The sequence below is a fragment of the Halpernia sp. genome, assembly GCF_048269545.1.
In the GTDB taxonomy this organism is placed as follows: Bacteria; Bacteroidota; Bacteroidia; order Flavobacteriales; family Weeksellaceae; genus Halpernia.
Genome location: NZ_JBLXIJ010000008.1, coordinates 103,877 through 117,513 on the forward strand (window position 1 = coordinate 103,877; position 13,637 = coordinate 117,513).

General features: G+C 28.5%; 11 protein-coding genes. All 11 read left to right on the forward strand.

All coding sequences use genetic code 11. From position 1 onward, the window contains the following. Positions 1–18 precede the first annotated feature (18 nt). Positions 19–2,379 carry a GumC family protein gene (locus tag ACN0WB_RS10065; protein ID WP_417431372.1) on the forward strand — a complete coding sequence of 787 codons (2,361 nt, stop codon included), beginning with the start codon at positions 19–21 and terminating at the stop codon, positions 2,377–2,379. A 256-nt stretch (positions 2,380–2,635) separates the two neighbouring features. Continuing rightward, positions 2,636–3,802 carry a nucleotide sugar dehydrogenase gene (locus ACN0WB_RS10070; protein WP_417431374.1) on the forward strand — a complete coding sequence of 389 codons (1,167 nt, stop codon included), beginning with the start codon at positions 2,636–2,638 and terminating at the stop codon, positions 3,800–3,802. 113 nt (positions 3,803–3,915) lie between these two features. Continuing rightward, positions 3,916–4,938 (forward strand): NAD-dependent epimerase, encoded by a 1,023-nt coding sequence (locus tag ACN0WB_RS10075; protein WP_417431376.1) that lies wholly within the window; start codon positions 3,916–3,918, stop codon positions 4,936–4,938. Continuing rightward, positions 4,935–5,921 carry an SDR family oxidoreductase gene (locus tag ACN0WB_RS10080; protein WP_417431378.1) on the forward strand — a complete coding sequence of 329 codons (987 nt, stop codon included), beginning with the start codon at positions 4,935–4,937 and terminating at the stop codon, positions 5,919–5,921. Before ACN0WB_RS10075 ends, ACN0WB_RS10080 begins: the two co-directional genes overlap by 4 nt. 26 nt (positions 5,922–5,947) lie before the next feature. Continuing rightward, positions 5,948–7,225, forward strand: a complete 1,278-nt coding sequence (locus ACN0WB_RS10085) for a nucleotide sugar dehydrogenase (RefSeq protein WP_417431380.1) — start codon at positions 5,948–5,950, stop codon at positions 7,223–7,225. Between the two features lie 14 nt (positions 7,226–7,239). After that, the gene (gene rfbB / locus ACN0WB_RS10090) at positions 7,240–8,289 is read left to right on the forward strand and encodes a dTDP-glucose 4,6-dehydratase (protein ID WP_417431382.1); all 1,050 of its coding nucleotides are present in this window, start codon (positions 7,240–7,242) and stop codon (positions 8,287–8,289) included. A 1-nt stretch (position 8,290) separates the two neighbouring features. Then, on the forward strand, positions 8,291–8,845 hold the full coding sequence (gene rfbC, locus ACN0WB_RS10095; RefSeq protein WP_417431384.1) for a dTDP-4-dehydrorhamnose 3,5-epimerase: 555 nt from the start codon (positions 8,291–8,293) through the stop codon (positions 8,843–8,845). Further along, positions 8,845–10,245 carry a lipopolysaccharide biosynthesis protein gene (locus ACN0WB_RS10100; RefSeq protein WP_417431386.1) on the forward strand — a complete coding sequence of 467 codons (1,401 nt, stop codon included), beginning with the start codon at positions 8,845–8,847 and terminating at the stop codon, positions 10,243–10,245. The genes rfbC and ACN0WB_RS10100 overlap by 1 nt, the downstream gene beginning before the upstream one ends. Beyond that, complete coding sequence (gene wzy / locus ACN0WB_RS10105) at positions 10,242–11,720, forward strand: O-antigen polysaccharide polymerase Wzy (RefSeq protein ID WP_417431388.1); 1,479 nt, start codon at positions 10,242–10,244, stop codon at positions 11,718–11,720. The genes ACN0WB_RS10100 and wzy overlap by 4 nt, the downstream gene beginning before the upstream one ends. A gap of 57 nt (positions 11,721–11,777) precedes the next feature. Continuing rightward, positions 11,778–12,878, forward strand: coding sequence for a glycosyltransferase (locus ACN0WB_RS10110; RefSeq protein ID WP_417431390.1), 1,101 nt, complete (start codon positions 11,778–11,780; stop codon positions 12,876–12,878). Positions 12,879–12,881: 3 nt separating this feature from the next. Beyond that, the coding region (locus ACN0WB_RS10115) for a glycosyltransferase (RefSeq protein WP_417431392.1) at positions 12,882–13,637 on the forward strand (756 nt) is incomplete at its 3' end.

The window sequence follows — 13,637 nt, forward strand, 5'->3', positions numbered from 1 at the left end:
TTTAACAATTGTTACAAAATGGAGAAACAAACACAAACTGTTTTTGAAGAGGATTTGGCCGAAATTAATATTCAAGAAATTATAAAACCTTATATCCGTAAATGGGTGTGGTTTATTATTTCAACAATTGTAATGTTCGCATTAGCTTTTCTATACCTTCGTTATAGTACGCCTATTTATGAAATAAAAACAAGCGTTTTAATTAAAGATGCTAAGAATAATTCTATGGGTGCAGATAATGCGCTTCTTGCAGATTTATCCGGCTTAGGCGGAATGGGCACTAATAGTGTAGATAATGAACTTGAAATTTTTAAATCTAAAAAATTAATGACAGATGTTGTAGAAAGCAACAATTTACAAACTGTTATTAAAACTGAAGGAAATATAAAAGATTCCGAACTTTATGAAAAAACGTCTCCAATTAAAGTTATTGTAGTTACAGAAAAAGAGGGTGAAACGTTTCCCATAAATTTAGATATTAAAGGGAGTCAATTAATATTAAAATCTGAAGATTTAAAATCGGATATAAAAACAAACTATGGTAAAATAATTAATTTACCATTTGCTAATATTATAATCCAAAAAAATAATTCATTTCAACGTTCCAGCGATATTAGTACAGATCAGCTTGTGATAAATATTGCAAAAATGAAAAAGAGAGTAAGTTCTTTACAAAAACTTTTAAATGTTGATCTTGTAAATAAAGATGCTACTGTTATAGGTTTAAGTATGAATTATCCTCAAAAGGAGAAAGCAAAAACCATTTTAAATAAATTAGTTGATGCCTATAATGAAGATGCAATAAAAGATAAAAACTCAGAATCACAGAAAACAAAAGATTTTATCGATGGACGTATCACTTTAATTTCGAAAGAATTAGGTCAAGTAGAAGAGCAAAAGGAACGTTTTAAATCTGCCAATCAAATTACAGATTTACAAACAGAAGCTAAAATCAGTTTAGAAACGGCATCCGATGCAAGAGTTAAACAGTTAGAAACGGATGCGCAGTTAGACCTCACTAATGCATTAATTAGCTACATAAACAAGCAAGGGAAATATGAAGTTTTACCTTCAAATATTGGTCTTCTAAATCCTACTGCAACTTCTGGAATTTCTTCTTACAATCAACTGATTTTAGATCGCAATAGACTAATGCAAACAGCTACTAATAATCACCCAGCTGTTGTAGAATTATCAAATCAAATCAATACTTTGCGTTCTTCTGTACTTCAAAGTTTGCAGAAAAACAAAACGGGTTTAGAAATTGAAAAACAAAGTTATGAATCTGAACAAAATAAAATAAGCGGAAAGATTTCAAAAATCCCATCGTTAGAAAAAATATTTAGAGGGATTGAGCGACAACAACAAATTAAGGAAAACCTGTATTTATTATTATTGCAAAAACGAGAAGAAACAGCAATTTCTCTCGCAATTACCGCGCCTAAAGCTAGAATAATAGATTTTGCATATTCTTCAGATGAGCCAGTTGCTCCTAAAGGAATGATTATTATGTTGGCTGCTTTACTTTTAGGAGTACTTATTCCATTTGCATTAATTTATCTTAAGGAATTGTTTAATAATAAAATTCAAACAAAACATGATATTGAAAAATTGAGTAATATCCCAATTTTAGCCGAACTACCTCAATTAGAAAAAGGACAATCCGAAATTGTTGAAGTGAATGATCTTTCTCCAATGGCAGAAGCCTTCAGAATTCTAATTACCAATATGAATTTTATGCTACCGAAAAAGAAAGAATCAAAAATTATTTTGGTGACTTCTACTGTGAAAGGTGAAGGTAAAACTTTCACTTCGGTTAATTTATCTTTAACATTAGCGACGCCGTCTAAAAAAGTAATATTAATTGGTGCAGATATTAGAAATCCTCAATTGCAACGTTATAATGAATCACGAAGAGGAGTTGCAGGTCTTACTGAATTTCTTTATGAACCTAATTTAAATTTATCCGATGTTGTTCATAGATCCAATATTAATTCCCATTTAGATGTAATTTATTCGGGAAGTATTCCACCAAATCCAACAGAATTATTAACAAATGGTCGTCTTATAGAGCTTATGGAAGAACTAAAAACGAAATACGATTATATAATTATAGATACAGCGCCATTAATGTTAGTTACAGATACTTTTCTTATTTCTGAATTGGCAGATGCAATATTATATGTCACAAGATCTGGTTATACAGAAAAATCACTCATAGATTTTGCGAATAAAAGCACAGAAACTAAAAAAATTCAGAATGTTGGTTTTGTTCTTAATGACGTGGATAAAAGTAATTTTGGATACGGAAATAAATATGGATACGGTTACGGAACTGTGCAAAAAAGCTTTTGGGACGAAATTAAAGATAGATTTTAATAGATATAAATTTTTCACTTTTATCTAAAAGGATTTAATTAACAGATAAGAAAATTAACTTTTAAATTGATTTCTACTTATTTTAATAATAAGTAGGATTCTTAAAAATTAATTATTTCCGTTTAACATTAGCTCTGTGAAAATTATAAGTTAACAAGAGAACGGTAATATTCTACGCAAGAGAAATAGTAAAGTTTTAATTTCATTTAAAACTAAAAATTAAATACTTTATCTAATAAACAATATAATTAAAATCATGAAAATTACTGTAGTTGGGACAGGATATGTAGGTCTTTCGAATGCAATTTTATTAGCTCAACATAATGAAGTCATAGCCTTAGACATTGTACCTGAGAAAATTGAGATTCTTAACAATAAACAGTCTCCAATTGAAGATGATGAAATTATTAATTTTTTAAATAACAAAGATTTAAACTTTAAAGCAAGTTTAGATAAAGAAGAAGCTTATAAAAATGCAGATTACGTCATCGTTGCGACACCTACAGATTATGATCCCAAAACTAATTATTTTAATACAGACAATGTAGAATTTGTAGTTAAAGACGTAAAAAAATATGTCCCAAATGCGGTTGTTATAATTAAATCTACGGTTCCTGTTGGATTTGTAGAATCTTTAAAAATTAAACTAGATTTTCAAAATATTATTTTTTCTCCAGAATTTTTGAGAGAAGGTAAAGCACTATATGATAATTTATATCCTTCCAGAATTATCATAGGTGAACAAAGTAAAAGAGCAGAAATCTTTACTGAATTATTGAAACAAGGTGCAGTAAAGAAAGACATTTCAGTATTATTTACTAATCCAACTGAAGCGGAAGCTATAAAACTTTTCTCTAATACTTATTTGGCAATGCGTGTTGCTTATTTTAATGAATTAGATAGTTATGCACAAATCCATAAATTAGATAGTCGACAAATAATTGAAGGTGTGAGTTTAGATTCTCGAATTGGCTCGCATTATAATAATCCTTCTTTTGGTTATGGTGGATATTGTCTTCCAAAAGACACAAAACAATTGTTGGCCAATTATAATTCAGTTCCAAATAATATCATCCAAGCAATTGTTGATGCAAATCGTACACGCAAAGATTTTATTGCAGATTCTATTTTAGAAAAAAATCCTAAGAAAGTAGGCGTTTACAGATTGATTATGAAATCTGGATCAGATAACTTTAGAGCGTCCGCAATACAAGGAGTAATGAAAAGAATAAAAGCGAAAGGAGTTGAAGTCGTGGTTTATGAACCTGTTTTGGAAGAAGATTTGTTTTTTGGATCAAAAGTAATGCGGGATTTGGAAGCCTTTAAGAAAGAATGTGATGTGATTATTTCAAATCGTTTTGCAGTAGAACTTAACGATGTAAAAGATAAAGTTTACACACGAGATTTATTTGGGAATGATTAAAATTATAATTTTAAACAAAACCAGTATTGTTTAGAATATAATCTTTTTAAAGTGTTGGAGTTTTATTGGTGGCTGCACAAGAGAAATTAAGAACATAGAAATCGTAAAATTAGATGACAAATAAAAAAATATTAGTTACTGGAGCAGCTGGATTTATTGGATTTCACTTGTGTGAAAAATTGATAACTGAAGATTATCAAGTGGTAGGTTTAGATAATATTAATGATTATTATGATGTGAATTTGAAATATGCCCGATTAGAAAAATTAGGTATAGTTAAAAATGAAATTCAAAATGAAAAATTAATTAAAAGTAATTTAAATAATTCTTTTCAGTTTATTAAAGCAAAATTAGAAGATAAAGAAATCATTAATTTTTTATTTCAATCGCAGCAATTTGACATAGTTTGCAATTTAGCTGCACAAGCAGGAGTACGTTATAGTTTAGAAAATCCTTCTGCTTATATTGATAGTAACATTGTTGGATTTTTAAATTTATTGGAAGCCTGTCGTCACTTCAATGTGAAAAAGTTAGTTTATGCAAGTAGTTCAAGTGTTTATGGAAGTAATAAAAAAGTGCCTTTTTCAGTAAATGATAATGTAGATCATCCTATAAGTTTATATGCAGCCACAAAAAAAAGTAATGAATTAATGGCGCACACATATAGCCATTTGTTTGGGATAGAAACAATAGGTTTGCGCTTTTTTACCGTTTACGGACCTTGGGGAAGACCAGATATGGCTATGTTTTTATTTACTGACGCTATTTTGAATAATAAACCAATTAAAGTATTTAATAATGGAGCCTTATCAAGAGATTTTACTTATATAGATGACATTATTCAAGGAGTTACAAAAGTAATAACTGCTAATAATGAAGAGGGAAATGCAAATATTTATAATATTGGAAATAGTCAACCTGTAGCGTTACTCGATTTCATTACAGAAATTGAAAAAGCAACTAATAAAGTAGCGGACAAAGAATATTTATCAATGCAACCAGGAGATGTAGAACAAACTTGGGCAGATGTAACTGAATTAAAGAATAAATATAATTATCAACCAAATACCAAAATTTCACAAGGTGTAAGTCAGTTTGTATCATGGTATAAAGATTTTTATAAAATTCATGAATGATGGTGCAAATTGAGAATAAAATCATTTTAGTAACAGGTGGAGCTGGTTTTATCGGTTCCAACTTATGCGAATATCTTTTAAGTCAAAGAAATAAAGTAATTTGCTTAGACAATTTTGCAACGGGTAAAACATCTAATATTCAACACTTGCTAAGTAATCCAAACTTTACATTAATAGTTGGTGATATTAGAAATTTGAGTGATTGTCATAAAGCAGTTTCAGGAGTAGATTATATTTTACACGAAGCAGCTCTTGGTTCCGTACCACGCTCAATCAATGATCCAATTACAAGTAACGATGTCAATGTTTCGGGTTTTCTAAATATGTTAGTTGCGGCACGAGATGCAAAAGTAAAAAAGTTTATTTACGCAGCAAGTTCTTCCACTTATGGAGATTCAGAAGCCTTGCCAAAAGTAGAAAACACAATCGGAAAACCTTTGTCTCCGTATGCTATTACAAAATATGTAAATGAATTGTATGCAGATATTTTTTTTCATACTTATGGTTTAAATACAATTGGTCTTCGTTATTTCAATGTTTTTGGGCGTAAGCAAGATCCGAATGGCGCTTATGCTGCAGTAATTCCAAAATTTGTAATGCAGTTGATGAAATACGAAAGCCCAATTATAAATGGAGATGGTAATTATTCTCGTGATTTTACCTATATTGATAATGTAATTCAAATGAATGTTTTAGCAATGCTTACTGAAAATCCAGAAGCGATGAATACCGTTTATAATACAGCTTTTGGAGACAGAACTACTTTGAATAACTTAATGGAATACTTAAAAAAACATATGTCTCAATATGACGAAAAAATTGCTTCCGTAGAAGTAATTCATGGTCCAAACCGTGCAGGTGATATTCCACATTCTTTAGCGAGTATTGAAAAGGCTAAAAAATTACTTAATTATAATCCAGAATTTTCAATGAAAGACGGTTTAAAAGAAGCCGTTGATTGGTATTGGAATAATTTAAAATAACAATTAATTAGTAGTAAAAATTAAAGATGTATAAAATAGCAATAATAGGTTTAGGTTATGTAGGTTTGCCTTTGGCGCGCTTATTCGCAACCAAATATCCCGTTGTTGGATTTGACATCAATCAAAAGCGTATCAAAGATTTACGCTCTGGAATAGATTTCACTTTAGAAGTTTCTGATGATATTTTAAAAGAAGTTTTAGTTGAAAATTTTAATGAAAAAGATACAGGATTATTATGTTCTTCAAATTTAAAAGATATTTCTGATTGCAATGTTTATATTGTAACCGTTCCAACTCCAATAGATAAAAATAACCGACCGAATTTAAATCCATTATTAAAATCGAGCGAAACTGTTGGTAAAGTTTTGAAAAAAGGAGATATAGTGATTTATGAATCTACTGTATATCCCGGTGCAACAGAAGAAGAATGTGTTCCTATTTTAGAAAATATTTCAGGTTTAAAATTTAACGTAGATTTTTTTGTAGGTTATTCGCCAGAACGGATAAATCCTGGAGATAAGGAACATACTGTAGAAAAAATATTAAAAGTAACTTCTGGTTCTACACCAGAAATTGGTGTTATAATAAACGATATTTATAAATCTGTAATTACAGCAGGAACTCATTTAGCACCAACAATTAAAGTCGCAGAAGCTGCAAAAGTGATTGAAAATTCACAACGTGATATTAATATTGCTTTCGTGAATGAATTGGCTAAGATTTTTAATTTAATGGGAATTAATACAATAGATGTTTTAGAAGCTGCAGGTACGAAATGGAATTTTATTCCTTTTAAACCAGGTTTAGTTGGCGGTCATTGCATTGGAGTAGATCCTTATTATTTAGCCCAAAAAGCACAGGAATTTGGTTATCATCCAGAAATTATTTTAGCCGGTCGTCGTCTTAATGATAGTATGGGAAATTATGTTGCTTCGCAAATAATCAAAACCATGATTAAAAAAGACATTTCAATTAAAAATGCAAAAGTTTTAATGTTGGGTATAACTTTTAAAGAAAATTGTCCTGATGTTAGAAATACTAAAATTGTAGATGTTATAAATTCATTAGAAGATTATGGAACTCAAGTTACAACTTTTGATCCGTGGGCTAACTCTGATGAAGTAAAACAAGTTTATAATATTGTAAGTACATCAAAAATTCCGACCGATAATTTTGATGCCATAATTTTAGGAGTTGCTCATAATGAATTTTTAGAACTTGATCTAAATAATTTTAAAAAAGAAAATGCAGTGGTTTACGATATAAAAGGTGTTTTGAAGTTTCCTATTGATGGAAGATTATAATTAAAATAAAAAAAATGAATACGATATTAATAACTGGCGGAGCAGGTTTTATAGGATCTCATGTAGTGAGAGAATTTGTTTATAAATATCCAGAAAAAAAAATAATCAATATTGATGCATTAACTTACGCAGGAAATTTAGAAAATCTTTCAGATATTGAAAATTGTAATAATTATCAGTTTATAAAAGCCGATATTACAAATGCATCTTCAATTATGGAAATTTTCCAAAAACATAAACCAGACGGCATTATTCATCTTGCTGCAGAATCTCATGTAGATCGTTCTATTACAAATCCTTTAGAATTTGTAATGACCAATGTAATTGGTACTGTTAATTTACTTAATGCAGCAAAAGAAATTTGGAAAGACAATTATGAAGGAAAGAGATTTCACCATGTTTCTACGGATGAAGTTTATGGCGCTTTAGGCGAAACTGGTTTTTTTACTGAAGAAACAAGTTACGATCCACACTCACCGTATTCTGCTTCTAAAGCTTCCTCGGATCATTTTGTAAGAGCTTATCATGACACTTATGGTTTACCAATTGTGATAACTAATTGCTCGAATAATTATGGGCCAAATCATTTTCCTGAAAAATTAATTCCACTTTGTATTCATAATATTTTAAATAATAAACCACTTCCTATTTATGGAAATGGAAAATACACGCGTGATTGGCTTTTTGTAATCGATCATGCAAAAGCAATTGATTTGGTTTTTCATAAAGGTGAGAATGGCAATTCTTATAATGTTGGTGGTTTTAATGAATGGCAAAATATAGATTTGGTAAAAGAATTGTGCAAACAAATGGACGAAAAATTAAATCGATCAATTGGAACTGCGGCAAATCTTATTACATTTATTAAAGATAGACCTGGTCACGATTTAAGATATGCAATTGATGCCACTAAAATAAACAAAGAATTAAATTGGAGTCCTTCGGTTACTTTTGAAGAAGGTCTCTCTAAAACAATTGATTGGTTTTTAGAAAATAAAGATTGGCTCGAAAATGTGACGTCCGGAGATTATCAAAAATACTATCAAAAACAATATACAAAATAGTATGAAAGGAATAGAAACTAAATTAAAAGGTTGTTTTATTTTAGAACCCACTATTTTTAAAGATGATAGAGGCTATTTTTTTGAATCGTATAGCGAAGAAAAATTAAATACCATTTTGGGATATTCTCCAAAATTTGTACAAGATAATCAATCGCGTTCAAATTATGGAGTTGTAAGAGGTCTGCATTTACAATCCGGAGAAAATGCGCAAGCAAAATTAGTACGCGTAATTGAAGGTTCAGTTTTAGATGTTGCTGTAGATGTTCGGCCAAATTCCGATACTTTCGGGCAATGGGTTTCTGTAGAATTATCTGCTGAAAATCAAAGACAGCTTTTTGTACCGCGTGGTTTTTTACATGGTTTTTCAGTTTTAAGTGAGAATGCAACATTTTTTTATAAGTGTGATAATGGCTATAATAAAAGTTCAGAAAATGGAGTAAATCCTTTAGATAAAACTTTAAAAATAGACTGGAAAATAGATTTTGAAAAAATGATTTTGTCCGAAAAAGACCAAGACGCACAAAGTTTTAATGATTTTAAAACTAAAATTTATTAATGTTATTAAAAAATTCTTCTTCTAATTTCTTTTGGGCTCTTTTTGATCGAGGCGGAATGTTATTAATGCAGTTTATTGCATTAATTTATTTATCTCATTTGGTTAGTCCCTACGATTTTGGTTTAATTGCAATATTATCAATATTTATAAATTTATCAAATGTATTAATCGACTCTGGAATGATGGGTGCTTTAATTAAGAAAAAGTATGTTGAAAACATTGATTATAATACTTTCTTTACTTATAATCTTTTTTTTAGTGTTTTAATTTATTTAATTTTATTTTTTTCAGCACCTTTAATTGCAAATTTTTACCATATACCTTCTATAATATTATATATTAGAATATTGTCACTCGCAATTGTTATCAATGCTTTTGGGTTAGTCCAAACAGTTAAGTTAACGAGAGATTTACAATTTAAAACTCAGGCAATTATTACAATAAGTTCTCAAATACTTTCAGTTTTATTATCTATTGTAATCGCTAAAATGGGTTATGGTATTTGGTCATTAATTGCTTTGCAATTGTTACATTTTTTTTTTAGTGCATTATTTCTTTCTATAGTAAACAAATTTAGACTTAGTATTCAATTTTCAAGAGAATCTTTCAAAGAACAATTTTCTTTTGGAGGTCCATTATTAATATCTAATATACTTATGATTATTAATAATAATATATATAGTTCAATTATTGGGAAATATTATAACGCGAAAGATGCGGGATATTTTTATCAAAGTAATAAACTACAAAACACTCCTGTTGGAATTGTTTCCGCAGTAATTGATAAAGTGAGTTTTACCATGTTATCAAAAGCGAAAGATCTTAAAGAAATGATAACCGTGGGGCATGATTTATATAAATATCTATATTTTGTAATTATACCAATTTTCGTATATTTTAATGAAATATCTGAAGATTTTTTTATTTTTATTTTTGGAAATAAGTGGATTATTTCAGCTCCAATATTTAAAATTTTATGTTATGCGATAATTCCATTAATTATTAAGATATTAAATAGAAGTTTATTAAAAGCACATGGTGAGACCAAAATAATATTAGCTTTAGAATTTGCCATAACTACTGTTGGACTTACACTTTTAATTTTCGTTGTAAGTAAAGGTTTGCATTGGATTGCCTATTCTATTGTTTTAAATAGTATTATAATTGCTATTTTAAGTTCATTTTTTGTTAAAATTAAGTTAGAATACGGAATGCTTTCTCAATTTAGTATTATAGTTCGTCCTCTGATTTTATCTGTTTTGTCTCTAATTATTGTAGATTCTCTATTTTGTTGGATTAATCTGGATAGTTTAATTGAAGGAATATTGAAATTTATATTTTATTTTATATTTATAATAATATTTAATATTAAATTTTTAAAAAAAATGTTAATTAAATGAAGTTGAACATAAAACTTTCAACCTTTCTTATAGCAGTATCCCTTATTGTTTATTTGATTTTGTATGCTTTTTTGCAGTCCGAGAGAATGAACGTGGCTCTAATATCGAAAATTTTAATATTTAACCTACTTATTATTGTTATATTTTTTCTTCAGTATGAACCGTATTCTAATCTTAGGAAACAATATATTAGAATCTCTACTATTTTTCTATTAGGGTATTGTGTTGTCTTTTTTCAATTTAATTTAGATTATGTATTAGGAAATGTTGGAGAGTCATTTACTAGATTTTGGGTAAATTATAATATAGTTCCAAAAGCTTTAATAATTTCGTCAATTGGTTTAGTTTGTTTCCTTTTAGGATATTCTATTAAAAAGCAATTCCCTACTCGAAAGAAAATTGAAATTACTCCTTCAAAGCTCTCATTAAATGGCTATAATGTTCTTACTGCACTTTTTTTACTAATATACTTAATAACTATAAATCCTCTTTATATTGCTGGTGGGTATGGAGTTATGGAAATGGGCGAACCCGCACGCTTTTGTGCTGTGCTTTTTGAATTATCATTTACAGCGGGGATTATCCAACATATTCTTAATTTAAGTAGTGATAATAGAAAAGAAATTTCTCCTTTCCAATTTGTAAAATCACTCGGTTTATTAAGACTTTCTTTTTTAATAGTTTATACTTTTACAGTTTTAGCTTCTGGTGATAGAGGGCCTGTTATATATTTAGCTACCGGAATTGTGGCTTCTTATATTGTTTTAACGAAGTGGAAAATATCAATGTATAAATTTATAGGTGTCTTTTTTTTAGCCTCTGTTATAGTTTCTTCTTTGACGGTTTTAAGAAATAACATCAATTCAAATGTTCCAATTTCTGTGAGGCTTTTTGAAGCCTTTATAGGAAATAATAAAAGTGGCGGTTATGTATCTTTAGAAAATATTAATTCGATATCTGGTTCTACATTGGAACTCTCTACTTCGGTTAGAACTTTACATATTGCCGTAAATGAAGTGCCACAAAACAGACCTTTTTTTTATGGAAAGTTTCAAATGCTAAAAATTGTAACAATAATTCCTTTAGGACAACAGGCTATTAAATATTTTTTCCATTTAAAGGATACAGAATTAACATCTGAAAAATACATCTCTGAATTAGTAGGGGCAAAAAAAGGAAGTGAAGGTACTTCTTGTATTGCAGATTTGTACTTAGACTTTGGTTTAGTCGGTGTGATTTTAGTAATGTTTTTATTTGGATATTACGTGCGCTTTATTGAGGTAGAAGCTTTGGGTAAAAATCATTTTGGGAAAGTAATTAGTATAATTGCATTTGTTATTATTTGTCAATATGCAATATATATACCTCGCGCAACTATATTATTTAATTTAAGAAATATTGTGTGGGTTTGGTCTATTATTAAAATTGTAAATATATTAACCCCGAAAGGAAAACAACGAATAACAATAGAATAAAGTATTTGCTTTATATTTGTGCTTATACTTTAAGAAATAAAAATACTAGTGAAATAAATGAAATTAATTATAAATACAGTCAATTTAAAAATTGGTGGAGCATTTCAGAGATCATTATCTTTTTTAAATGAATTAAAAGAATTTGGAAAAGACAAATATTATGTTTTCTATAATTCTGATATAGGAAAACAACTAGATATAGAATCTTTTCCTTCTAATTTTAGTTTTTACAAATTTGATCACAGTCCTGCTTCTCTAAAATATCGAAGAAGTATTGTTAAGAGATTTAATGAGATTCAGAAAGAGGTCAATCCAGATGTTGTATTTTCTTTTGTAAATCCAGCATACTGGAGAGCTAAAAGTCCGCATTTAGTTGGTTATGCTGTACCTCATATTGTGTATGATGATTACAAATATGTAAAGAAAAATGATTTAAGAACAAAGCTTGAAATGGCATATAAGAAGTTTTGGACTAAATACGAAGCAGATTATCATGTAGTTCAAACAGAAGATGTGCGGCAGAGACTGTCGAAGAAAATTAATATTCCATTGAAAAACATTTTTTTAGTCACTAATGGAATTGGGAAACAGTATAAAGATATTACACCAATTAAAAAAGCTCAAACAGAAGTGAAAAAACTTCTAATGATTAGTACTTTTAGACCAAGTAAGAATTTTGATATTATTAAAAAAGTGATTCCCCTATTGCAAGACGATATTTTTAAATATGAATTTCATATTACGATTGATAAAAATGATTATGAAAAAAATTTTAAAGGTTTTGAAAATGCTGTAATTAATCATGGCCATGTAAAAGCTATTGAAGGTCCAGGATTATATAATGATGCAGATGCTATGTTTTTGCCATCACATTTAGAATGTTTTTCAGCTTCTTACCCAGAAGCCATGAAAATGGAAAAGCCTATTTTAACTTCAGATTTGTCATTTGCACATACCGTTTGTGGAGATGCAGCTATTTATTTTGATAATATGGATGAAAAGGATATTGCAGAAAAAATTAAAAATCTTTTTAATGATAAAAATTTGTATGATAATCAAATAAAATTAGGACTTGAGCAATTACAAATTTTTCAAAATTCAAGAGAACAGGCAGAATCGTATATTGAAATCTGTAAACAAATAATGCTATATACTTGAGATATGAAAAAAGTAAATGTATCAGTCGTATTATATAACAATGATATTGAAGAATTAAAAACAGCAATTAATTGTGCATTAGGAAGTGAATTGGTTGATAAAGTAATATTAATAGATAACTCAGAAACGGATAGTTTAAAAATATTAAAAGATTTAAATCCAGATAGAATTACTTATTTTTTCCAAAATGAGAATATGGGATTTGGTAGTGCTCATAATGTATCAATTAAAATTTCTATTGAGAATAAGACTAAATACCATTTAATTCTAAATCCAGATGTCGAATTTTCAAGCGATATACTACAAGAATTATATAATTACATGGAAAAAAATACCGATTGTGGTATGGTCACTCCAAAAATATTTTATAAAACTGGTGAACTTCAACGGCTGTGTAAAAGAATACCTACTTTCATTCAATTGTATGGTAAAAGAATTTTTCCGAAAAAAATTAAAAATAAAATTAACGCACGAATAGAATTACATGATTTTGGCTATGATACTCTTTTAAATGTTCCCTATTTATCGGGTTGTTTTATGTTTTGCAGAACAGAAGCCCTAAATAAAGTGGATGGTTTTGATGATCGTTATTTTATGTATATGGAAGATTTAGACTTAACTAGAAGTATTCATAGATATTATAAAACAATATTTTATCCAAATGTTTCAATTATTCATGGATATAGAAACGAATCTAAAACAAATAGAAAATTGCTGAAAGCATTAATCATTTCTTCTATTCAATATTTTAATAAATAC

Coding starts and splice junctions, on each gene's coding strand:
- ACN0WB_RS10065 (WP_417431372.1), top strand. CDS start 19: ATGGAGAAACAAACACAAACTGTTTTTGAAGAGGATTTGGCCGAAATT.
- ACN0WB_RS10070 (WP_417431374.1), top strand. CDS start 2,636: ATGAAAATTACTGTAGTTGGGACAGGATATGTAGGTCTTTCGAATGCA.
- ACN0WB_RS10075 (WP_417431376.1), top strand. CDS start 3,916: ATGACAAATAAAAAAATATTAGTTACTGGAGCAGCTGGATTTATTGGA.
- ACN0WB_RS10080 (WP_417431378.1), top strand. CDS start 4,935: ATGATGGTGCAAATTGAGAATAAAATCATTTTAGTAACAGGTGGAGCT.
- ACN0WB_RS10085 (WP_417431380.1), top strand. CDS start 5,948: ATGTATAAAATAGCAATAATAGGTTTAGGTTATGTAGGTTTGCCTTTG.
- rfbB (WP_417431382.1), top strand. CDS start 7,240: ATGAATACGATATTAATAACTGGCGGAGCAGGTTTTATAGGATCTCAT.
- rfbC (WP_417431384.1), top strand. CDS start 8,291: ATGAAAGGAATAGAAACTAAATTAAAAGGTTGTTTTATTTTAGAACCC.
- ACN0WB_RS10100 (WP_417431386.1), top strand. CDS start 8,845: ATGTTATTAAAAAATTCTTCTTCTAATTTCTTTTGGGCTCTTTTTGAT.
- wzy (WP_417431388.1), top strand. CDS start 10,242: ATGAAGTTGAACATAAAACTTTCAACCTTTCTTATAGCAGTATCCCTT.
- ACN0WB_RS10110 (WP_417431390.1), top strand. CDS start 11,778: ATGAAATTAATTATAAATACAGTCAATTTAAAAATTGGTGGAGCATTT.